Raw genomic sequence first — 21,106 nt, 5'->3', positions numbered from 1 at the left:
TGACTAATGACTAATGACTAATGCCTAATTGCCACCAGACTGTACAGATTTGCGAGTTTGGTTAGTATCGTCGCCCTTGTGATGCCACCCGCCGTCGCCTTGAACATACTCAGATTTGACGCTGTTCCAAGCAACGCGAGTAGCAGCATCTTGGCTCATTCCATCTTCGCTAGCGCTCTTAAAAGCAGCTTGAAAAATATTCTGCGCCCCTTGGGGGAGTTCTTGTGCTTCTGAAGGTAATGTGTCAAATTGTTGTTCGGGCATAATGGCCTCCAATTATTAAACATAAATGCTATCTTATATACTAGAAGCCACAACTTTCATCTCTCTAAAAGCAAGTTTAAACCAGCATTTTTATCAGTCCCAAGACAGATGTAATATTAAATTTATGGTGGTGATAAAATGCAGTTGGCTTGCCGTTGCTGGTGGCGCCGGATTTGGGTAATTTACCCGATCGCACAGCTATAAATCTGACTTCGGCTTTTTCACCTGCGAACTTAGAAAATACGTCAGCGCTGCGATTACTAAAGCGATACTCCCTCCCAAGGGAAGGATGTTCGGATCGCCCTTCTACCTAACTACCTCAGCAAGAAACAATACGCTCAATACAACGACGATCGCGCTGGTGAGTTTGGTTTTTAGGTCGTCGATGGTGTGAATTTCCAGCCAGTGGGGTACTTTAATCCGCTCGTCAATGAACAGCTCGTAAAGTCCGAGCGCCGTAATGTAAAATACTGTGGCTAGCAGAAACAAATCCACAACTTCAATAAAGGACAGAATCAGTTGTTTCGAGTTTTCGCTGGAAATCGATGCTGTACTTATAACGTGGCCGATGCTAGTGATAGTTTCCAGCGCACCGTAGAGCAAAAGCGTCACAGAGGCTGTAAAACAACCGAGTACAGCGATTAACATTAGATAGCGACTTCTGGCAAGAATTCGATGCGGCATAGTTGATGTCCGCTTGGGAAATGTGTTATAGAACAACCGCTCTCTGGCATACTTTTGAGTTTACTATATCAGGGTTTGGTCGATCGCACTTACAATCTATTCTGACGAGTGCGCCGCCGCTAGTTAATCTAATATCGCGCCGGCCAATATCCGATAACCTTCAGTTCGCCTTTCTCCAAAGGCGGCGCCGCCTGTCAAAACCCCAGTCAAAAGCCTTGCCGTTGAAATGTTGCAGGCGTTGTGGAGACTCTCAACTGTTTTAACATAATCTAGTTTACTGGGAAAGTTTGAGCGGTATGCTGCGAGGGCCAAAATTGCCAGCAAGTTAAGGAAAAATAGCACTCAAAAATAATATTAAACTAACTCATCTGGTGGAGCTAAGCGAGCGAAACGCTAACCTAAAAGAATTCAGAAAAACCGGTTTGTCTCCCCATACGTAACTTTTGATATAGCTACTGAACCGCCAAATCAAATATCATCCACAACCTGAAATAAAACGCCATTTTGCCAAATATTCCTAAAGATGAATGTCGAACTTGCACGATAAGTAATACCTTAAAAACTATTAACGCTGCGGTGTAATTTTCCCTGGACAAATCATCTAGGGAACGGGAGTAAATTTGCTCTCTTAAACTTCATTATCCCGCAGCGAAGGTCATAAAAGTTGTACGTTCCGCTGTCAATTTGACCCTGCGGTTTTGGCAATCAAAAGCATCGCAGGACTCTACAAGGTAAAAGCAAGCATAACCATGAAATCTTCTAAATTGTTGAAAGTTGTTTTAGCAGGCGCTTGTACTTTAGGTTTAGCAACGGTTTCCTTAGCAGTGCCTGCTTCTGCCCAGTCGGGAGGCGGCGGTGCTGGAGGCGGTGCTGGAAGCGGTGCTGGCGGTAGCGCCGACAGTGGCACAAGCAGTACAGGCACTAGCGGTACCAGCGGTACGACAGGTACTGGTACAAGCGGTACAGGTACAAGCGGTACGGGCAGTGCCACAAGCGGTACGGGTACAACTGGTACAGGCAGTACAGGTACAAGCGGTACGGGTACAACTGGTACAAGCGGCACAAGTGGTACAAGCGGCACAACTGGTACAAGCGGTACGGGTACAACTGGCACAGGCAGTGGCACAAGCGGTACGGGCACAACTGGTACAAGCGGTACGGGTACAACTGGTACAGGCGGTACAGGTACAAGCGGTACAGGTACAAGCGGTACGGGTACAAGCGGTACAGGCAGTGGCACAAGCGGTACAAGCGGTACAAGCGGTACGACAGGTACGGGTACAAGCGGTACAACTGGCACGACAGGCACGGGTACCAGCGGTACAACTGGCACGACAGGTACAACCGGTACCAGCGGTACGACATCGGCGCCGACAGAGACTAATTCAGGAGTTTTGAATGCTCGGCGCGATCGCCCCAACAATTTGGGATGGCTCGGCGCCCTGGGCGCGTTTGGTTTGCTCAACTTGTTTCGCAAAGGCAGTACAGCGTCCCATCATCGCTAGGAAGCGGGCGATCGCACTATTGAAAACTTGAAAACTTAGAGGCTTAGAAATTCATGACTTCACCAAATCGCAAAAATTTGTTCGTAAAATTGGTTACTGTTGCCGGAATTGCCGGTGTTAGTTCCTTGCTCGCCGTGCCCGGATTCGCAGCATTGAACCGCCAGACTAACGACTCGAACAATTCTAATTTTGCAGGCTCGATCGCGATCGAGCCCATGAACAACACCAATCCTGGTGGCCGTCCTTATGACTCTACCGATCCGAACTACACTAACGATCTAGGTGGCAGTCCTTCAGAGTCTACAAATAGCCCCAGCAACAATAACAATTCCGATCGTTCTTCAGAACCTTCTGTGAGCGATCCAAACAACAATACAAATCCGGGCGGTCGTCCTTTTGACTCAACTGTTCCCACCGACAATAACGAGCCCGGCCGCCCTAGCAACACTCGCAATAGCCCCAGCAACAATAACAATTCCGGTGGTTCTTCACAAGCTCCTGCGAGCGATCCGAACAACAATACCAATCCCGGCGGCCGTCCTGTTGACTCTACTGTCCCCAGCAACAATTACGAGCCCGGCGGCCCTGGGAATACTCGAAATGGTTCCAGCAACAAGAACAATCCCGGCCGTTCTCCCAGCTCTTCAACAGGCGAAAATTCTCCTAATTCTGTCAGCAGCACAGACACCAACTTTGTGATGCAAGCAGCTCAAAGTGGTATGCTGGAAGTGCAGCTCGGCAGGTTGGCAGTGCAGCGCGGTTCTAGCAGTGCTGTAAAACAGTACGGGCAAGAAATGATTGAGGAACACACTCGGGCAAATCAAGAACTGATGCAGTTAGCAATGCAAAAAGGCGTTGAAGTACCTCTTCAGATGAGCGGCCAAAACAAAGCTTTGAGCGATCGACTTTCGGGACTTTCCGGTACAAGTTTTGACGCAGCTTACAAACAGGCTATGATCGACAGCCACAATCAGGCTATTGCTCTGTTTCAGGCTCAATCTCAACAGGGACAAGATCCCCAGTTAAAGGCTTGGGCTACCCAGAAATTGCCCAACCTTCAGGCGCACTTGCAAATGGTTAACCAAATGTTGGCAGATGTCAGCAGGCCGCAATAATTAGCTAGGGTCCGATCGCGTGAAAGTGCGATCGGACTTTATTTTTAGTGGTGGAAACTTAGAATAAATTAATAATTTTCTCACCGACGGGCGATCGCACTTCACCGCCCGCCGATTTATTCAAACAACACAAAATTAGGAATGAAAATTAAATAACTTACAATTTATTGTTCTTGTGGGACGGGGCGGGATGCCCATCCCACAAATAATGTGTAAATTATTTAATTCGCTATCATTAGTTACTGCTGATTGTCCACAAAAACAGTCACAGCCGCCACAGCGATTAACATTTCATCATTTTTATCATTCAGAGAGGCGATCGCCCTTCCTGGCACAATCATCCCCCCTTGCTCCACAATCAGAGTTTTGCTCCCAAAAGGCAGCACCGCCAACACATCATCCTGCCGCACTTGTTCCGGGTAAGGAACGGCCACCTTTACCTCTACAATCATCTGATTGGGGTCAGTCAAACCCGCCACTTCCCAGACGCCTAGGAGAGCATTATTGGCGATCGCATTTCGTACAGCCCTAGCCGCCGCCACAGTCGGTTCCTGCCCGTGCTGGTCGATACCCATCCCCATTTCAATGATGAAACATTTACGTGCCACAGTTACCCCTTCCTTGATTTTTGTTGATATTCGTTAGCGATGCCCTCGAAGACGATCGCACTTTTTCTCAAAACAATTATCAACCAAAGCGACCAATATTTACATTATGCGATCGCTCAATTCAATCTATTAGATTTGGAGATTTATTTTTTTATGAACAAACAAAAGCTTTGTGGGGTGGGCCGGAGAGCCCGCCCCAACGATAAAATGCAAATTTGCAGCAACAGCTTAACAACCAAACACTCATTCAGTTAAAAAAAATCCCACAAGCGACAATCTCAAAACCCATAGTCAATCAGTCATTGTCAATCTCAAATCCCAAATCCCAAATCTAAAATCGCACAACTTATGGTAATATAACCAAAATCACCATTCCTCGCGGACTGCCCAACTCATCGCCAGCTTGAATCATGGATAGTTTTCTCCCCATCGCCTACTTTCAAAACCAATTTCTCCCATTTACCGACGCCAAAATCTCCATAGCCACCCACGCCCTGCACTACGGAACCGGAGTTTTAGGCGGGTTGCGAGGAATTCCCGATCCCGAAAATGGCGATCGCATCTTACTATTTAGATTAGACCGCCACTGTCAAAGATTAAGTCAAAGTGCCAGCTTCCTCCACTGCGATATTCCCGCCGACAAAATCCAACAAATAATCATTGATTTTGTCAAGAAGAACCAGCCCCAAAAATCATTTTACATCCGCCCTTTTATCTACACATCAAGCCTAGGAATAGCCCCCCGACTGCACAACGTAGAAACAGACTTCTTTGTCTACGGATTAGAACTTTCAGACTACTTACCAAAAGAAGGAGTAAACTGTAGAATTAGCTCTTGGTACCGCCAAGAAGACCGCAGCTTACCCTTAAGAGGGAAAATTAGCGGCGCCTACATCACCTCAGCCTTAGCCAAAACCGAAGCAGTAGAATCCGGCTTCGACGAAGCGATTATGATGAACAGCCAGGGAAAAGTCAGCGAAGCTTCAGGGATGAACATATTCGTCGCCAGAAACGGTAAATTAGTTACTCCCGGTTTCGAGCAAGATATTCTCGAAGGAATCACCAGAGACAGCGCAATCACCATCGCCAGAGACTTAGGAATAGAAGTCACAGAAAGACCAGTTGACAAATCTGAACTGTTGATTGCAGACGAGATTTTTCTGTGCGGAACCGCCGCCAAAATTACGCCAGTTAATCGAGTAGAAAACTATCAATTGCCGAAAAACCGACCCATCACCGAAAAGATTTTAGATAAATTGACAGGAATTATCGAAAATCGCGACAGCAAGTACAAAGAGTGGGTATTTCCAATTAATCTTGAAAATCGCGACAGCAAGTACAAAGAGTGGGTATTTCCAATTAATCTTAATTAACTGAAAATACCTGTCGTCGTAGAAGCGAGTTTACTCAAGTTGTAGGGTGCGCAGTGCGCACCTTACCCCATAGATAGTGCAAAAATACTCGTTTGTATCATTCGGCTGTAACCGAATTTGTATTACTTACCCGCACAAAGCAGCCGCATGATGTCGAATGTGATCCTCCATAAAACTCGCCACAAAATAATAGCTGTGATCGTAACCTTCCTGCATCCTTAAAGTCAGCGGCTGTCCGACTTTTGCACAAGCAGCCGCAAACGCATCCGGCAACAATTGCCCGTCAGCTAGATACGAATCATCACTACCGCAGTCAATCAAAATCGGACGGTTGTATTGCTTTTGGCGAACTAACTCGCTAGCATCCCAAGCCTTCCAAATCTCCTTATCGACCCCAAGGTAGTGTCCAAATATTTTTTGTCCCCAAGGGCAGCGCACGGGCGCGCAAATAGGCGCAAAAGCCGAAACTGAAAGATAGCGATCGCAATTTTTCAACGCGCAAATTAAAGCCCCATGTCCGCCCATCGAATGACCGAAAATTCCCTGTTTTTCGCGTATCCCTGGAAAGTTTTCGGCGATTAAATTCGGCAACTCATCAACCACATAACTGTACATCCGATAGTGAGAATTCCAAGGTGCGGCTGTCGCATCCACATAAAAACCCGCGCCGCTTCCCAAATCCCAATTGTCGTCTTCCCCAGGAATGCCAGTATTGCGCGGGCTAGTGTCGGGTGCAACCAGGATTAACCCATATTTTGCCGCGAATTGCTGCGCCCCCGCTTTTGCCATAAAGTTCTCTTCCGTGGAGGTTAATCCTGATAGAAAGTACAGGATTGGTACGGGATGTAATACGGCTTGTGGCGGCTGGTAAACAGCGAATTTCATCTCGCTGTTGCAGGTTGAGGATTGATGGCTGTAAAAGCCGAGTTTGCCGCCAAAACTTTTATATTGTTTTTCCAGTTTTAGGGATTTTGAGCTCATGTTAATTTTATTTCATTTGTGAATTAGATTTTTTTTTACCGCAGAGGGCGCAGAGGGCGCAGAGGAAGAGAGAAGAAAGAATGATTTTTGTTCAAAATGTTAAAACTGTGCGTATTACTTTTCCTTGGTGCATCAAATCAAAGGCTTCATTAATTTGCTCGATCGGCATTACCTGAGTAATCAAGCTATCAATATCAATTTTACCATCCATGTACCAATCAACAATCTTCGGAACATCGGTTCTGCCCTTCGCCCCGCCAAATGCCGTGCCTTTCCAAACTCTACCAGTTACTAATTGAAAAGGGCGAGTGCTAATTTCTTGACCTGCTCCGGCTACCCCGACAATGACGCTCACGCCCCAACCTTTGTGGCAGCATTCCAAAGCTTGGCGCATCACATTAATGTTGCCGATACATTCAAAACTGTAATCAGCTCCGCCTTTGGTTAAATCTACCAAATAAGGAACTAAATCGCCCTCAATTTCGCGGGGGTTGACAAAGTGAGTCATGCCGAATTTTTCCGCCATGGCTCGCTTGTCGGGATTCAAATCGACGCCGACAATCATGTTTGCTCCCACCATGCGAGCCGCTTGAATTACATTCAAGCCCACGCCGCCCAAACCGAAAACTATGACATTAGAACCGGGTTCTACTTTCGCTGTATTGATGACAGCGCCGATGCCAGTTGTGACGCCGCAGCCGATCAAACAAACTTTATCAAAGGGAGCATCATCGCGAATTTTTGCTACCGCAATTTCTGGCAATACTGTATAATTAGCAAAGGTAGAAGTTCCCATGTAATGGAAAATTTTCTCGCCATTAATTGAGAACCTGCTCGTGCCGTCGGGCATCACACCTTGTCCTTGAGTGAGGCGAATTGCTTGACAGAGATTCGTTTTGCCGCTCAAACAATATTCGCAGTTGCGGCATTCGGGAGTGTAAAGTGGAATTACCCGATCGCCCTTTTTGACACTCGTTACTCCCGCCCCAACATCCGCAACAATCCCGGCTCCCTCGTGGCCGAGAATCGCCGGAAACAAACCCTCGGGATCGGCCCCAGAAAGAGTATAAGCATCAGTGTGACAAACACCCGTCGCTTTAATTTCCACAAGCACCTCACCAGCCCGCGGCCCATCCAGATCCACCGTTTCAACAGTCAAAGGTTGGCCGGCACTGCGAGCAACTGCTGCTTTTACTTTCATGCTTTCCCCCTGGGATGATTTGTTAAATGCCCCGTCAATATGTATTGTATTACTGAATCTCAAAATTGCAGCAACTCTATGACAAAATTAATTGTAATTACCGGAGTCAGTCGCGGTCTCGGTCTTGCCATGACCCAAAAGTTTATTGAATTGGGACACACAGTTTTAGGATGCGCCCGTTCAGTTGAAGCCGTGGAACAACTAAAACAAAAATATAGCGCCCCCAACCATTTTACTTGTTTGGATGTGGCAACTGACGAGCAAGTCAAAGCTTGGGCTACAGAAATTCTGGCAAATTACTTGCCGCCAGATTTGCTGATTAACAATGCAGCTATAACTAATTATTCGGCGCCGCTTTGGAATATCAGCAGCGAAGAATTTTCGCAGGTAATTGATGTTAATATTAAAGGAACCGCTAATGTAATTCGCCACTTTGTCCCGGCAATGATTGCGAGAAAAAACGGCATAATTGTTAACTTTAGTTCGGGTTGGGGAAGGTCAACTTCGCCGGAAGTCGCGCCCTATTGCGCTTCTAAATGGGCGATCGAAGGACTTACGCGATCGCTCGCCCAAGAACTGCCCCGAGGCATGGCAGCCATTCCTTTGAATCCGGGGATAATTCACACCGATATGCTAGAAATCTCTTTCGGGGCGGAGGCAGCAAGTTACACCCCTGTCAAAGCCTGGGTGCAAAAAGCAGTGCCTTTTTTACTAAAATTGAAACCTTCAGATAATGGAATGCCGATGACCGTTCCAGGATAATATAGCAACAGAAATCAGAATTTCCCAACATCTTTCTTTTCTACTCCTCTGCGCCCTCTGCGCTCTCTGCGGTTAATAAAAAAAAATCTCCAAAATGAAATAAAATTGCTATATTCCTAACTCAAAACTCTTTCCCCAAATAGCTACTGTGAACTTGCCATTAACCTCAGCCTCGCAAACCCAAACCCGCAAAGCAGACCACATCCGAATCTGCCTCGAAGAAGACGTACAATTTCGCGAAACAACCAGCGGACTAGAAAACTACCGTTTTGCTCACTGCTGTTTGCCAGAACTCGATCGCGGCCAAATCGATTTAACCTCCACATTCCTCGGCAAAAAACTAGCCGTACCCCTGCTAATATCGTCAATGACAGGCGGCACAGAACTCGCCCAGACCATCAACTATCGCCTCGCCGATGTCGCTCAAGAATACAAACTGGCCATGGGAGTCGGTTCCCAGCGCATCATCGTAGAAAACCCTCAACTTGCTCCTACATTTGCAGTGCGCCGCCGCGCTCCCGATATTCTGCTATTTGCTAATATCGGAGCGGTTCAATTAAACTACAATTACGGTTTGGAAGAGTGTCAAAAAATTATCGATATTCTGGAAGCAGATGCCCTAATTTTGCACCTCAATCCGCTGCAAGAGTGCGTTCAAACTGAAGGCGATACTAATTTTAAAGGACTGCTCGATAAAATTGCTAAATTGTGCGATAAATTACCAGTACCGGTGATTGCTAAAGAAGTTGGCAACGGTATTTCTGGTAAGATGGCACAGAAATTGCTGGCGGCTGGGGTAAGCGCGATCGACATTGCCGGAGCGGGAGGCACTTCTTGGGCGAAAATAGAAGGAGAGCGAGCCAAAGACAGCAAGCAGCGCAGATTGGGCGCCACCTTTGCCGACTGGGGAATCCCGACAGCCGAGTGCGTTGTCAGCACCCGCGCCGCAGCGCCAGATGTTCCCCTGATTGCCTCTGGAGGCTTGCAAAACGGCTTGGATGCAGCGAAAACCCTCGCCCTAGGCGCGGATGTGGCGGGACTGGCGCGGCCGTTTCTGCAAGCAGCAGCGCAATCGGAATCAGCCGCAGCCCTCTTAGCTGAGGTTTTAATTGCAGAAATCGCCACCGTGATGTTCTGTACGGGCTGCGCTAACTTGGATGAGTTAAAACATTCTGGGGTTTTGGAAAGGTTAAGATAAAAGTAAGTCAGCAGTCATTAGTCCGCAGTCATTAGTCCGCAGTCATTAGTCCGCAGTCATTAGTCCGCAGCTAATAACTAACGACAGCGAATAATTGCTAACTCCCACTTGCAGAAATCACCAATAACTAATGACTGACTAATGACTAATGACTAATGACTAATGACTAATGACTAATGACTAATGACTAATGACTAATGACTAATGACTAATGACTAATGACTAATGACTAATAACTCATAACCAATAACCAATTACCCATTATCTAAATGAAAGATTTCCTAAAATATACTTGTGCAAGTTTGCTGGGAACATTCCTCGGACTGTTGCTGCTGGGCGGCATCGGATTGGGGGGACTGGTAATGTTAATTGCTCTGGCGGCGTCGTCGTCTAAAGATGCAGGCCCGCAAGTTAAAGATAAGTCGGTATTGGTATTAGACCTTTCTTTAAATATCACCGACAGCAAACCGAGCCGCAGCACGAGCGCGGCGATTCAAGAAGCGCTTTCGGACGAGTCCGGCGATGCTGTGACGCTGCGGACTGTTTTAGATGCGATCGACTCTGCGAAAAAAGACCCGAAAATTGTGGGGATGTATCTCGAAGGCAGTTCGGATGCCAGCAGCAGCGGGTTTGCTAATCTCAAGGAAGTTCGATCGGCCCTACAGCGCTTCCGAGATGCCAAAAAACCCATTTTTGCTTACGAAATGGACTGGAGCGAGCGAGATTATTACCTCGGTTCAGTTGCTAACACAATTGCTATGAATCCTTACGGATCTCTTGAGATCAACGGTTTTAGCAGTCAAGCAATGTTTTTGACCGGTGCTTTCGAGAAATACGGCCTCGGAGTGCAAGTGACTCGCGTCGGTAAATACAAGTCCGCCGTCGAACCGTTTTTGCTCAAAAAAATGAGCCCGGAAAATCGCCAGCAAACCCAAAAGTTACTGGGAGATATTTGGGGTGAATACCTAAAAACTGTCGGCCCGAGCCGCAAATTGACTGTTCCTCAACTGCAAGCGGTTGCAGATAATGGCGGAACTTTGATGGCTGACGAAGCTCTCAAAGGCAAGTTAGTTGATAAAGTTGCATATTTTGATGAAATTGCAACTGAACTGAAAAAACTAACAGGAACTGATGCAGAAGATAAATCTTTTAAGCAAATAAGTTTGAAAAACTACGCGAGAGTTGCTGAGAGTAAAAACTCAAGTCGCGCTAACAAGAAAAACCAGATTGCTGTCCTTTACGCTGAAGGAGAGATTGTAGACGGGGAAGGTGGCCCGACTGAAGTAGGGGGCGATCGCATCGCTCAAGAAATGCGGAAAATCCGAGAAGATGACCGCGTAAAAGCAGTAGTTTTGCGCGTTAACAGCCCTGGAGGCAGCGCGACGGCTGCGGAAGTCATCGGGCGCGAAGTCGCGCTGACGGGCAAAAAAAAGCCAGTTATCGTGTCGATGGGCAATTTAGCAGCTTCGGGCGGCTATTGGATTTCGATGGGTTCTAGCAAAATCTTTGCCGAAGCGAGTACGATTACCGGTTCGATCGGCGTTTTTGGAATGCTGTTCAATGCCGAAAAGTTGGCTGCTAACAACGGCATAACTTGGGACGTGGTAAAAACCGCCCGTTTTGCGGATACTAACACGGTTTCCCGCCCCAAAAATCCTCAAGAATTGGCGAATATTCAGAAAATAGTCGATCGCATTTACGATCGATTTATCACCAAAGTCGCCGACTCCCGCAAACTGCCAAAAAACAAGGTACAAGAAATTGCTCAAGGCAGGGTTTGGTCTGGTACCGCCGCGAAACAGTTGGGTTTAGTCGATGAAATTGGCGGCCTGGAAGATGCGATCGGAGCCGCAGCTAAGCAAGCTAAACTCGGCGATGATTGGCAGTTAGAAGAATATCCAAAAACCCGGAGTTTGGAAGAGCGAATTTTGGAAAGAATTTCCGGCGTTCATGTGTTAAAACCAGCCACCAAACTCGACCCGCTGACGGCCGAAGTTAAGAAAATGCAGGATGAATTGACTCTTATCAAGTCAATGAACGACCCGCAGGGAATTTACGTTCGCTTACCTTTCGATTTACGCATTAATTAACTTTACTCTTCAACCCGCGTCGGCGGGTTTTGTCTGTGTAGCAGCGGTTTCAACCGCCGAGTTTCAACCGCCGAGTTTGTCTTGACTCTTCAACCCGCGCACCATCCGGGTTTTGTCTGTATAGCAGCGGTTTCAACCGCCGAGTTTCAACCGCCGAGTTTGTCTTGACTCTTCAACCCGCGCACCATCCGGGTTTTGTCTGTGTAGCAGCGGTTTCAACCGCCGAGTTTCAACCGCCGAGTTTCAACCGCCGAGTTTCAACCGCCGAGTTTCAACCGCCGAGTTTCAACCGCCGAGTCCGATGAAATAAACCAGGTTCGTAGTGAGGACTTTAGTCCTCTGACGGATGCGGACTAAAGTCCTCACTACGAACCAATCTTATTATGGCGGCCGCGGGGGTTACTGACTGAAAAACCCGGTTTCCTCAAGAAACCGGGTTTGTGAATACCCTATAAGTCGATCGACTGGGAATTGGCAATATTTATTATGCTGCACGCTGAGTCAACAATCCCCAGACAAAAAGTACCACGATCGCACCTACGACGGCTAAAGCTATGCTCCATAAACTAAATCCTCCTGCGGCGGTAGCTCCCCCTATCCGCAAGGCTTGAGCTAGATAACCTCCCACTACGGCGCCCACAATTCCTAAAGCTGTTGTGGCGATAAAACCGCCGCCTTGAGTTCCCGGATAAATGGCTTTGGCGATCGCACCAGCAATGAGTCCTAAAACAATCCAAGCAATAATACCGCCCATGTCTTTTTCTCCTGAATCCTTAACTTTTCTGATGCCTTGTCTTATGTTCTTAGAATAACAACCAATATCCCGCCCTTGCCTCTACCGCAGGGATGAACCGAAAGTGGTAGGATTTCTCATAAATCGTCTTAGTTTGAGTCTTTTTAATATCTCAAAAGAGTTAACCGATTTTTATCGGAAAAAAGGTACTTATGCTCAAGGCCCAAGGAAAATAAGAGAATTTTTCTGGGACTTTTTCTGTTTTACTGGTAAAAAAAATTACAATATTTCTGTCAAATGAGGAAAGTTGGCCCCCGATGAATCTGACACTCTGCACGATCGTGAAAAATGAAGAAGCAACACTGTCGCGGACTTTGGACAGCGTTAAGGGTGTTGTTGACGAAATTGTTGTAGTAGATACCGGTTCGCGCGATCGCACCCGTGAAATAGCCCTTATATCCGGAGCGAGAGTTTATGACTTTGAATGGTGCGACGACTTCGCAGCGGCGCGCAACGAGTCTCTGAAACACGCCCAGGGCGACTGGATTTTGGTTTTGGATGCCGATGAGGTGCTAGTACCGGAGATTGTACCTCAGATCCAGCAGGCAATTAAGAGCGATCGACTGCTGCTAATCAATCTCATCCGCCAAGAAATCGGCGCATCTCAATCACCCTATTCCCTAGTATCGCGTTTGTTTCGCAATCGCCCCGACATCCGCTTTTCTCGCCCCTACCACGCCATGGTAGACGACAGCGCGGCGGAGATTTTGCAGAGGGAACCGCAATGGAAAGTCGCTTCTCTCCCGGATGTGGCGATTTACCACTCTGGTTATCACAAAGATGCGATCGCCGCAAAAAGTAAATTCCAAAAAGCTCAAGCAGCAATGGAACGCTATATAACTTATTATCCAAACGATGCTTATGCTTGCAGCAAATTAGGCGCCCTGTACGTAGAAAGCGGGCAAATCGGGCGGGGAATTAATTTATTAACTAGAGGCTTGACTGCTGCGACAATTGATGAATCTATTGTTTACGAACTCAACTATCATTTAGGAATTGCTTACCGCCAGCAGCAGCAATTTGCCAAAGCCAAAGAACACTATCAACTCGCAATTAATACAGATGTTTTCCCGCCGCTCAAATTGGGCGCTTACAACAATTTGGGCAATCTGCTCAAAGACGAAGGAGATTTGCAAGCAGCAGAAAAAGCTTACAAAGCAGCTTTAAAAATTGACCCCAATTTTGCACAAGGTCACTACAATTTAGGACTGACTCTAAAAGCAGCCGGAAATTTAGCAGATGCGATCGCCTATTACCGACAAGCCATTAAAATCGATCCCGAACACGCCGAAGCCCATCAAAACTTGGCAGTAGCGCTGCTGAAAATTGGCAAAATGCCAGAAAGCTTAGCCGAATTCAAAAGAGCGATCGCCCTTCACGAACAGCGGCGCCCCTTTGAAGCAGAACGCCTGCGCCGGGGACTGCAAGAAATGGGTTTGATGTAAACTTGCATATCTACTTTCTCGTTACAAAATAACACTTTGTGCGATCGAACAATCACCATAAAATCGGTTTGTAGTGAGGACTTCAGTCCTCAAAAAAATCCCAACAATCACCATAAAATCGGTTCGTAGTGAGGACTTCAGTCCTCAAAAAAATCCCAAAAATCACAACAAAATCGGTTCGTAGTGAGGACTTCAGCCCTCCGAAAAATCCCAAAAATCACAACAAAATCGGTTCGTAGTGAGGACTTCAGTCCTCCGAAAAATCCGAGGACTAAAGTCCTCACTACAAACAGGTTTATTACGAGCAATTGACCGAATCTGATATAATTTATAGGAGCCATTACCTACAAAATATGAAAATTCCCAGTCAAATCAAGCAATTATCTCTACTTTGCCGCTATCCAAATCGTAGCGCCCCCCAACAACTTTCAGCTTGCCGGCTTTCACTGCTTCAGCTAAAATAGGCGAAGAATCTTTTAACTTCTCTACATTCATTTTCACATTAGCTCTGACTGCGTTATCCCAAGCATCGCCCGCTAGATTTTTTGTAGCATCAACGGCCGGTTTAATCGCCTCCACCAAAGTGCTAATGTGACCCGGCACAGCTTTGCCATCTAAAGCTGCTTTCACAGCACCGCAGCGTTCGTGACCCAGAATTACTAATAGCGGAACCCCTAATTCTAGTGCAGCATATTCGATATTGCCGAGAACCACATCGTCGAGAAAATTTCCAGCTATTCGGACATCAAATAAATCCCCCAATCCTTGGTCGAAAATAATTTCGGGTGTTACCCGCGAATCAGAACAAGCAAGGACGGTTGCAAACGGATGTTGACCCTTTGCTACTTCGACAATTCGCGATCGGGCTTGGTCGGGAAATGTCCGTTTTTGGTCAATATACCGCTGATTCCCCTCCATCAATTTCTTAAGAGCACCGTCGGGAGTAATGTCAGATATTGTCTCTGCATTTGCGGCTTGGGCTTGCAAAAGCGTCGGTGCAATGCTTGCCGCCAGTGTCCCTGCACCTGCCATCAACATTAAATTGCGTCGCGAAATCATGCCCATTCTTTCGCTTTCAGTCATTGCTTGCAACTCGGTTCAATTTTTTGCACTTTTTAGCATAATATTTGCCACCTGCTCAGCCAGATTTCTTTACTTTTTCTTTACAAGTCGCTCCCAAATTTAAACTTCAAAAAAGTTGACCATTTTTATTTGATAAAGTCAACTGCGGTCATCCTTCGGCTTGCCGGGGATGCTATAGTGTATCTAAAATGACAATTATTTATCAATGAATCACAATGTCTTACGTCGCCAGCATTCATATCTATCCGGTCAAGTCCCTTGACGGCATAGCAGTCAGTCAAGCCACTATTCTTCCTAGCGGAGCTCTAGCAGGCGATCGCTCTTTTGCAATCTGCGATGAAGCAGGAGAATTTGTTAACGCTAAGCGCAACAGCGGAGTCAATTTTCTGCGCCTATCATTTGACATAAAAAAAAGAATCGCCGGCCTAAAAATTCAAGACACCGAACAAGAAATATTTTTTCATGTAGATAGAGAACGCCCCGCAATAGAATCTTGGTTGAGCAACTACTTCGGTTTCCCCGTCAAGTTAATTGAAAACTTGCTCACAGGCTTTCCCGATGATACCGCTTGCCCCGGGCCAAGCATTATCAGTACCGCAACAATAGCCGAAGTAGCATCTTGGTTTCCGAGAGTTTGCGTTAACGAAATGCGCCACCGCTTGCGAGCTAATATTGAAATAGGAGATGTCCCGGCTTTTTGGGAAGATAGACTTTTCGGAGCAGCCGATGAAGTTGTCAGGTTTAAAATAGGCCAAGTAATATTTGAAGGTATTCATCCCGCTCTGCCCTGTCTCATCTCTACACGAAATTCTACGGTGAAAGAAGCTGCTCCCAATTTAAAAAATTTACTAATAGCCAAGCAGAAGGAAATTATGCCTGAATTGGCAAAAAAAGGGCATTTCAATCACTTTAGTCGGCTGATAGTTAACACGCGAGTGCCACATCCAACAGCAGGAAAAATAGTACACATAGGAGATGAAGTTCAAATCCTCAGCGTCAGCAAATCCCTATTTAATACCATTCCTGATTAGTTTTAAAATTTTTATGAGGACTTCATATCAAATCCGGTTACACCGTCAGGTGATTGTTGACTGTTGACTGTTGACTGTTGTTACCAATTCCCCATTCCCCATTCCCAATGCCCGATGCCCGATGCCCGATGCCCCATTCCCAATGCCCAATGCCCGATGCCCAATCACCAATGACTAATTACCTTAGATTTCGGTTGGTACTATAAACCACGATCGGTCTGTCAATTCCTTTAAAGCGGAAATCTCCCATCGGCTCAAAACTTTGGGGCGATCGCAGCAACGTGTAAGTAGCTTCACTCACCACGCATTCCCCAGGCTGACAAATTCCCTCCATCCGAGCAGCCAGATTAATAGTCGAACCCAACACAGTATAATCAACTCTTTTAGAACTGCCAACATCACCAATTATTGCCTTGCCGCTGTTAATAGAAATCCGCAATTGCAGCGGTTCCCCCAAACTGTTATTGGCATTGAGTTCATCAAGACGGTTGAGCATTCCCAAAGCTGCCGCCACAGCGCGATCGGCATGATCCGGTTGAGGTTCCGGCGCTCCAAAAAATGCCATAATACAATCTCCAATAAACTTATCTAAAGTTCCTCCTTCCCCAAAAACTTCTTGCAGCATTTCCTCAAAAAAATTGTTGAGCAACCGGGCAATTTCAGGGGGACTCAACCGTTCCGACATGGCAGTAAAGCCTACAATATCTGCAAACAAAATACTGATTTCGCGTTCCACAGGGGGCAGGCGGTGGTCAATTAAAGTCCCCGTATTCATTAAATGCTGCACCACAGCCGGAGAGTGATAGCGTTCCAATCTTTGCCGCATAGTTTCTTCGGTGCGGAGTTTTTGTGTCAGCAGCCACCTTTGCACGCTAGAAGCGGCGATATTTCCTAAAGCTGAAAAAAAGCTCAAGTCTTCATCTCCGCCCAGATACCACTCTCTAGAAGTCAGTTGAGCGTCGCCGTAAAGCACTCCAAAAACTGTATTTTCATCCCAGAGAGGAACAGCTATTGCCGTGCGAATTCCTTTATCGATCATGCTCATATTGTCATCAAACTGTTCGTCAAACTGAGCGTCGGCAGTTTTGAGAGCAACTTGTTCGTCCAATACTTTGCGGCAAATAGTGCGGCCGATCCAACTGCCGTCAGCGGGGATATATTTATTTTTGGCTGTGGGTCTCGCAGCGGTTTTAACTACTTCCAGTTCGCCGTTATTTCGGAAGTCTATTAACAGCGCCAAACGTTCAATATTTTTGATATCGCGGAACACGATTTGCTGGACTTGATCGAAAATTGCTTCGATGGATTCAGCGGTGTTTAAATACTTAGCGATATCGACTAAGTATTTTAAACGCGAGATCGCTTGTTCGTAGTTTTTTTCGAGTTTTGTGTCGGGTTCTATCCACTGTTTTTGCAGTTCTTTGGCTTTGCCGAGGATTGTAACTCCTTCGGGCATGGTGCCGATTTCGGGAAGTTGGGGGTCGGAGCGATCGGGCAAAACGACAATCAAATTAATCCGGTGTCCCAGATAAATCACATCGCCCTGATTGACTAAGTGAGCTTGGTTGAGAGGACTATTGTTCAGTAGCGTCCCGTTGGTACTGCCCATATCCTCAACCAGCCACTCCCCTGAAGCTATTTTAAACAAGCGGGTGTGGTGCCGGGAAATGTCAGAAAAAGGCAGTTGCAAATCGCATTCTAGCAACCTACCGATAATAAATTCGTCACCCTCGACAGGCACGGTTTTTTCGATGATTCCATTGATTTGCAGTTCCAGATTCAATTCATTCATAAATAGCACCGCTGTTGAATTTTCAAGGCTTTGATAAGACTTGAATTCATCAGATAAAATCTTCTACGAGTCCGATCGCTCGGGCGGCAACTCCAATGTAAGCTGACCCAAAACACCCGTTCTAAAATCGTTTAACATCTGCCGCGCCGTTCGTTCGACATCTCCTTTATACCTGTCTTTTGCTACTTCGTGCAAATAATCTTCACCATTTCTAGATCCTATATCTAATTTATACCGGGATTTGAAACCAGATACTGATATCAAAGTGTCATCGGCCGCCTCCAGCGCTAGGAGCAAATCTACCATAGCTGCGGCTACTACCTGATTGTCGTAAGCTGCTTCGCCAATATCTTCGCAAATAGCTAATTTTAGGGCATTTTCTTGATTGTTAATCCGGGTAGGAATCACTCCGGGGGCGTCTAGTAACTCAATTTCGTCAGAAATGCGAATCCATCGGAGCGATTTAGTTACTCCAGCTCTGCGGGCACTGTCTACCACTCTGCGCCCTAACAGGCGATTGATTAAAGCAGATTTTCCGACATTGGGAAAGCCGATGACTACGGCGCGGACTGGACGGGGTAGCATTCCTCGATCGAACCTGCGTTTATTTAGCTGCACCCCAGCCTCCTGGACAGCATCGGAAACATCGTGTACTCCTTGACCGTGTTCGGCGTTAGTAAAATAGGCAGTTTCCCCCTGAGATTCAAACCAGGTTTCCCACTCATCGCGGGTTTTAGGCGTAATCATGTCCATGCGGTTGACCACCAACACTCGCGCCTTACCGCCCACCCAGCTCGGCATTTGGGGGTGGTAAGTTGCTAGTGGAATGCGCGCATCTCGGACTTCGAGCACCACATCTACTCGCTTTAGCTGTTCTTTTAATGCCCGTTCAGCTTTGGCAATGTGACCGGGATACCATTGAATTTTCATTAGTTATTAGTTATTAGTTATTAGTCATTAGTCATTAGTCATTAGTCATCAGTCAGCAGTCATCAGTCGGCAGTCAGCAGTCATCAGTCAGGGCGGGTTTACAAATACCCTGGATTTACATAATAGATACGGATGAACCCGCCCCTACAGAATCTACGTTTATTTAGTCGGACATGACATCACACCTGACTAACAACTAATGACTAATGACTAATGACTGAGGACTAATGACTAAGGCACAATCAAAACTGCACAAGGAGACAGATTGATCACCCGACTGGTAACGCTGTCAGACGCACCATCATCAGTTAAACCCATCCCACGACAGCCCATCACAATCAAGTCGGCCCCAACTTCGTCAGCCACATCACAAATCGTGAAAGCAGGTTTGCCTTCTCGTTCGATGATTTCAGCTTGGATTCCCTGCTGGGAAAACATCGACTGGGCCTCTGACAGCAGTTTGGCGACTGCTTCGGGGGAACTCATCACTTCTCGCGGTGCCTCGCCCTCCTCGGCGGGGGGTTCGACTACCGACAGAATAACTAAACGAGAAGCGTAGGTTTTCACGATATTGACAACCTTTTCCGCAGCTTCGCGGGCTTCTCGGCTTTGATCTACAGGAAATAAGACAGTCTTGAACATAGTTCGCATTTCCCGGACACGGACTCCGATAAAATGTTTACGTTGAGCCAAATCAGTGCGGTTTGTTTCATCTTCCGTTTTTTGTACGGGCGCGGTTGAATGCGCCCTCCGGCCCCAAGTGCAAGTGACGAGTGCCGCCATTTCAACGGAATTAGACAAAAACACAAATATTAGGAGGTTAATCCTGTGACAAAAAAAACTGTAGCAAATTTATCGGCATCGGACTTATCGGGCAAACGGGTATTGGTGCGGGCGGACTTTAACGTGCCGCTCGACAACGGCAATATCACCGATGATACTCGCATCCGGGCTGCTCTGCCGACTATTGAGGATTTAGCGTCCAAGGGTGCTAAGGTCATTTTGTGCAGTCACTTCGGGCGTCCCAAGGGTGTGACGGAGAAGTTGCGCTTGACTCCGGTTGCTAAGCGGCTGTCGGAATTGTTGGGGAAGGAAGTCAAAAAGACTGATGACTGTATCGGCGATGAAGTGGCTGCTACTGTGGCGGCGATGGCTGATGGCGATGTGGTGTTGCTGGAAAATGTCCGCTTCTACCCTGAAGAGGAAGCAAATGACCCGGAATTTGCGAAGAAGTTAGCTTCTGTTGCCGATTTGTATGTGAATGATGCTTTTGGGACGGCTCACCGGGCTCACGCTTCGACTGAGGGTGTGACTAAGTATCTGAGTCCTTCGGTGGCTGGGTTTTTGATGGAGAAGGAGTTGCAATATCTCGGTAGTGCGATCGACAATCCGCAACGTCCCTTAGCTGCTATCATCGGTGGTTCTAAGGTTTCCAGCAAGATTGGAGTCATTGAAAAACTGCTTGAAAAGTGCGACAAATTGCTGCTGGGAGGCGGCATGGTGTTCACGTTCTACAAAGCTCGCGGTTTGAACGTTGGCAAGTCTTTGGTTGAAGATGACAAGCTGGAACTAGCTAAGTCTTTGGAAGCTAAGGCTAAGGAACGGGGAGTTACTTTTCTGTTGCCTACTGATGTGGTAGTTGCTGACAAGTTTGCTGCTGACGCCAACACTCAAACTGTCTCTGTTGAAAGCATTCCCGACGGTTGGATGGGTTTGGACATTGGCCCGGATTCTGTGAAAACTTTCCAAGATGCTTTGGCCGATTGCAAAACGGTAATCTGGAACGGGCCGATGGGCGTGTTTGAGATGGAGAAGTTTGCAGCGGGAACTGAAGGTATCGCTCATTCTTTGGCGGGAATTACTAAGACTGGTACTACCACAATTATCGGTGGCGGTGATTCTGTTGCGGCTGTGGAACAGTTGAATCTGGGGCCAGAAATGAGCCACATTTCTACAGGTGGCGGTGCTAGTTTGGAACTGCTCGAAGGTAAGGAATTGCCTGGTGTTGCTGCTTTAGATGAAGCTTAAATCTTCGGATAGAAAGTAGAATGCCGAAGGCAGAATTCAATATAATTGTAAATTAAAAAAAAGTGATTTTTTTAGTTGGCTATGCTATTGAAATTTCTGCCTTCTGCAGGCTTATATGCTCTCCACTAGAACCACCCTAATAAAATTCGTTCGATCGTTCGGAATGCGAGTCCGCATCCAAGAAAGGACTAAAGTCCTCACTACAAACCTTTTATATGGGAGA

At 46.7% G+C, this 21,106-nt stretch carries 21 protein-coding genes; 10 read left to right on the top strand and 11 right to left on the bottom strand.

Annotated features, from left to right (window positions below):
• Window positions 1-24: 24 nt before the first annotated feature.
• The 3 genes from JGK39_RS02550 to JGK39_RS02540 form a co-directional block, all read right to left on the bottom strand.
• Window positions 25-264, bottom strand: coding sequence for a ChaB family protein (locus JGK39_RS02550; RefSeq protein ID WP_293258368.1), 240 nt, complete (start codon window positions 262-264; stop codon window positions 25-27).
• 306 nt (window positions 265-570) lie between these two features.
• Window positions 571-948, bottom strand: coding sequence for a YqhA family protein (locus JGK39_RS02545; protein WP_293295653.1), 378 nt, complete (start codon window positions 946-948; stop codon window positions 571-573).
• A gap of 123 nt (window positions 949-1,071) precedes the next feature.
• The gene (locus JGK39_RS02540; RefSeq protein ID WP_293302135.1) at window positions 1,072-1,290 is read right to left on the bottom strand and encodes a hypothetical protein; all 219 of its coding nucleotides are present in this window, start codon (window positions 1,288-1,290) and stop codon (window positions 1,072-1,074) included.
• Between the two features lie 407 nt (window positions 1,291-1,697).
• Between JGK39_RS02540 and JGK39_RS02535 the strand changes: the two genes are divergently transcribed.
• Both JGK39_RS02535 and JGK39_RS02530 read left to right on the top strand, forming a co-directional pair.
• Window positions 1,698-2,453, top strand: a complete 756-nt coding sequence (locus JGK39_RS02535; RefSeq protein WP_293258372.1) for a hypothetical protein — start codon at window positions 1,698-1,700, stop codon at window positions 2,451-2,453.
• 53 nt (window positions 2,454-2,506) lie between these two features.
• Window positions 2,507-3,568, top strand: coding sequence for a DUF4142 domain-containing protein (locus JGK39_RS02530; protein WP_293258374.1), 1,062 nt, complete (start codon window positions 2,507-2,509; stop codon window positions 3,566-3,568).
• Window positions 3,569-3,807: 239 nt separating this feature from the next.
• Here the strand turns inward: JGK39_RS02530 and JGK39_RS02525 are convergent, their stop codons facing one another.
• The gene (locus JGK39_RS02525; RefSeq protein ID WP_293258376.1) at window positions 3,808-4,176 is read right to left on the bottom strand and encodes a Lin0512 family protein; all 369 of its coding nucleotides are present in this window, start codon (window positions 4,174-4,176) and stop codon (window positions 3,808-3,810) included.
• Between the two features lie 410 nt (window positions 4,177-4,586).
• Between JGK39_RS02525 and JGK39_RS02520 the strand changes: the two genes are divergently transcribed.
• Window positions 4,587-5,549, top strand: a complete 963-nt coding sequence (locus tag JGK39_RS02520) for a branched-chain amino acid transaminase (RefSeq protein WP_293321966.1) — start codon at window positions 4,587-4,589, stop codon at window positions 5,547-5,549.
• 126 nt (window positions 5,550-5,675) lie between these two features.
• Here the strand turns inward: JGK39_RS02520 and fghA are convergent, their stop codons facing one another.
• Both fghA and JGK39_RS02510 read right to left on the bottom strand, forming a co-directional pair.
• Entirely contained in the window at window positions 5,676-6,530 is an 855-nt protein-coding gene (gene fghA, locus JGK39_RS02515; RefSeq protein ID WP_293258380.1) for an S-formylglutathione hydrolase, read from the bottom strand.
• A gap of 91 nt (window positions 6,531-6,621) precedes the next feature.
• Window positions 6,622-7,731: an S-(hydroxymethyl)glutathione dehydrogenase/class III alcohol dehydrogenase gene (locus JGK39_RS02510; RefSeq protein WP_293295652.1), complete on the bottom strand. Its 1,110-nt coding sequence runs from the start codon at window positions 7,729-7,731 to the stop codon at window positions 6,622-6,624.
• Between the two features lie 78 nt (window positions 7,732-7,809).
• Between JGK39_RS02510 and JGK39_RS02505 the strand changes: the two genes are divergently transcribed.
• From JGK39_RS02505 to JGK39_RS02490, 4 genes are all read left to right on the top strand, one after another.
• Entirely contained in the window at window positions 7,810-8,493 is a 684-nt protein-coding gene (locus JGK39_RS02505) for an SDR family oxidoreductase (RefSeq protein ID WP_293295650.1), read from the top strand.
• A gap of 148 nt (window positions 8,494-8,641) precedes the next feature.
• Window positions 8,642-9,691: a type 2 isopentenyl-diphosphate Delta-isomerase gene (gene fni, locus JGK39_RS02500; RefSeq protein ID WP_293258386.1), complete on the top strand. Its 1,050-nt coding sequence runs from the start codon at window positions 8,642-8,644 to the stop codon at window positions 9,689-9,691.
• Window positions 9,692-9,960: 269 nt separating this feature from the next.
• A complete protein-coding gene (gene sppA / locus JGK39_RS02495; RefSeq protein WP_293258388.1) occupies window positions 9,961-11,781 on the top strand; it encodes a signal peptide peptidase SppA in 1,821 nt (606 codons plus the stop codon).
• 164 nt (window positions 11,782-11,945) lie between these two features.
• Window positions 11,946-12,086 carry a hypothetical protein gene (locus tag JGK39_RS02490; RefSeq protein WP_293258390.1) on the top strand — a complete coding sequence of 47 codons (141 nt, stop codon included), beginning with the start codon at window positions 11,946-11,948 and terminating at the stop codon, window positions 12,084-12,086.
• A 179-nt stretch (window positions 12,087-12,265) separates the two neighbouring features.
• Here the strand turns inward: JGK39_RS02490 and JGK39_RS02485 are convergent, their stop codons facing one another.
• Complete coding sequence (locus JGK39_RS02485; RefSeq protein ID WP_293258392.1) at window positions 12,266-12,535, bottom strand: GlsB/YeaQ/YmgE family stress response membrane protein; 270 nt, start codon at window positions 12,533-12,535, stop codon at window positions 12,266-12,268.
• Window positions 12,536-12,831: 296 nt separating this feature from the next.
• On the opposite strand from JGK39_RS02485, the gene JGK39_RS02480 reads away from it, so the two are divergent.
• Complete coding sequence (locus tag JGK39_RS02480) at window positions 12,832-14,019, top strand: glycosyltransferase family 2 protein (RefSeq protein WP_293258394.1); 1,188 nt, start codon at window positions 12,832-12,834, stop codon at window positions 14,017-14,019.
• A gap of 372 nt (window positions 14,020-14,391) precedes the next feature.
• Here the strand turns inward: JGK39_RS02480 and JGK39_RS02475 are convergent, their stop codons facing one another.
• Entirely contained in the window at window positions 14,392-15,102 is a 711-nt protein-coding gene (locus tag JGK39_RS02475; RefSeq protein ID WP_293258396.1) for a carbonic anhydrase, read from the bottom strand.
• Window positions 15,103-15,317: 215 nt separating this feature from the next.
• Between JGK39_RS02475 and JGK39_RS02470 the strand changes: the two genes are divergently transcribed.
• Window positions 15,318-16,133, top strand: coding sequence for an MOSC N-terminal beta barrel domain-containing protein (locus JGK39_RS02470; RefSeq protein WP_293258398.1), 816 nt, complete (start codon window positions 15,318-15,320; stop codon window positions 16,131-16,133).
• 178 nt (window positions 16,134-16,311) lie between these two features.
• Here JGK39_RS02470 and JGK39_RS02465 read toward each other — a convergent pair whose 3' ends face one another.
• The 3 genes from JGK39_RS02465 to JGK39_RS02455 all read right to left on the bottom strand — a co-directional run bounded on the left by JGK39_RS02465 (window position 16,312) and on the right by JGK39_RS02455 (window position 19,497).
• Window positions 16,312-17,925: an adenylate/guanylate cyclase domain-containing protein gene (locus JGK39_RS02465; protein ID WP_293258400.1), complete on the bottom strand. Its 1,614-nt coding sequence runs from the start codon at window positions 17,923-17,925 to the stop codon at window positions 16,312-16,314.
• Window positions 17,926-17,988: 63 nt separating this feature from the next.
• Window positions 17,989-18,855 (bottom strand): ribosome biogenesis GTPase YlqF, encoded by an 867-nt coding sequence (gene ylqF / locus JGK39_RS02460; protein WP_293258402.1) that lies wholly within the window; start codon window positions 18,853-18,855, stop codon window positions 17,989-17,991.
• A gap of 231 nt (window positions 18,856-19,086) precedes the next feature.
• Complete coding sequence (locus JGK39_RS02455; RefSeq protein ID WP_293258408.1) at window positions 19,087-19,497, bottom strand: universal stress protein; 411 nt, start codon at window positions 19,495-19,497, stop codon at window positions 19,087-19,089.
• A 186-nt stretch (window positions 19,498-19,683) separates the two neighbouring features.
• Here JGK39_RS02455 and JGK39_RS02450 point away from each other — a divergent pair, with 186 nt between their 5' ends.
• Window positions 19,684-20,883: a phosphoglycerate kinase gene (locus JGK39_RS02450; RefSeq protein WP_293258404.1), complete on the top strand. Its 1,200-nt coding sequence runs from the start codon at window positions 19,684-19,686 to the stop codon at window positions 20,881-20,883.
• Window positions 20,884-21,106 lie beyond the last annotated feature (223 nt).

Origin of the sequence: Microcoleus sp. PH2017_12_PCY_D_A, assembly GCF_020738565.1 — a bacterium.
In the GTDB taxonomy this organism is placed as follows: domain Bacteria; phylum Cyanobacteriota; class Cyanobacteriia; order Cyanobacteriales; family Microcoleaceae; genus Microcoleus.
The sequence above is the reverse complement of the archived record's forward strand: the minus strand, read 5'-3'. Positions and strand labels throughout refer to the sequence as shown.

What these genes read in the sequence shown, in the direction of transcription:
- JGK39_RS02550 (WP_293258368.1), bottom strand. Translation starts at nt 264, where the DNA reads ATGCCCGAACAACAATTTGACACATTACCTTCAGAAGCACAAGAACTC.
- JGK39_RS02545 (WP_293295653.1), bottom strand. Translation starts at nt 948, where the DNA reads ATGCCGCATCGAATTCTTGCCAGAAGTCGCTATCTAATGTTAATCGCT.
- JGK39_RS02535 (WP_293258372.1), top strand. Translation starts at nt 1,698, where the DNA reads ATGAAATCTTCTAAATTGTTGAAAGTTGTTTTAGCAGGCGCTTGTACT.
- JGK39_RS02530 (WP_293258374.1), top strand. Translation starts at nt 2,507, where the DNA reads ATGACTTCACCAAATCGCAAAAATTTGTTCGTAAAATTGGTTACTGTT.
- JGK39_RS02520 (WP_293321966.1), top strand. Translation starts at nt 4,587, where the DNA reads ATGGATAGTTTTCTCCCCATCGCCTACTTTCAAAACCAATTTCTCCCA.
- fghA (WP_293258380.1), bottom strand. Translation starts at nt 6,530, where the DNA reads ATGAGCTCAAAATCCCTAAAACTGGAAAAACAATATAAAAGTTTTGGC.
- JGK39_RS02510 (WP_293295652.1), bottom strand. Translation starts at nt 7,731, where the DNA reads ATGAAAGTAAAAGCAGCAGTTGCTCGCAGTGCCGGCCAACCTTTGACT.
- JGK39_RS02505 (WP_293295650.1), top strand. Translation starts at nt 7,810, where the DNA reads ATGACAAAATTAATTGTAATTACCGGAGTCAGTCGCGGTCTCGGTCTT.
- sppA (WP_293258388.1), top strand. Translation starts at nt 9,961, where the DNA reads ATGAAAGATTTCCTAAAATATACTTGTGCAAGTTTGCTGGGAACATTC.
- JGK39_RS02485 (WP_293258392.1), bottom strand. Translation starts at nt 12,535, where the DNA reads ATGGGCGGTATTATTGCTTGGATTGTTTTAGGACTCATTGCTGGTGCG.
- JGK39_RS02480 (WP_293258394.1), top strand. Translation starts at nt 12,832, where the DNA reads ATGAATCTGACACTCTGCACGATCGTGAAAAATGAAGAAGCAACACTG.
- JGK39_RS02475 (WP_293258396.1), bottom strand. Translation starts at nt 15,102, where the DNA reads ATGACTGAAAGCGAAAGAATGGGCATGATTTCGCGACGCAATTTAATG.
- JGK39_RS02470 (WP_293258398.1), top strand. Translation starts at nt 15,318, where the DNA reads ATGTCTTACGTCGCCAGCATTCATATCTATCCGGTCAAGTCCCTTGAC.
- JGK39_RS02465 (WP_293258400.1), bottom strand. Translation starts at nt 17,925, where the DNA reads ATGAATGAATTGAATCTGGAACTGCAAATCAATGGAATCATCGAAAAA.
- ylqF (WP_293258402.1), bottom strand. Translation starts at nt 18,855, where the DNA reads ATGAAAATTCAATGGTATCCCGGTCACATTGCCAAAGCTGAACGGGCA.
- JGK39_RS02455 (WP_293258408.1), bottom strand. Translation starts at nt 19,497, where the DNA reads ATGTTCAAGACTGTCTTATTTCCTGTAGATCAAAGCCGAGAAGCCCGC.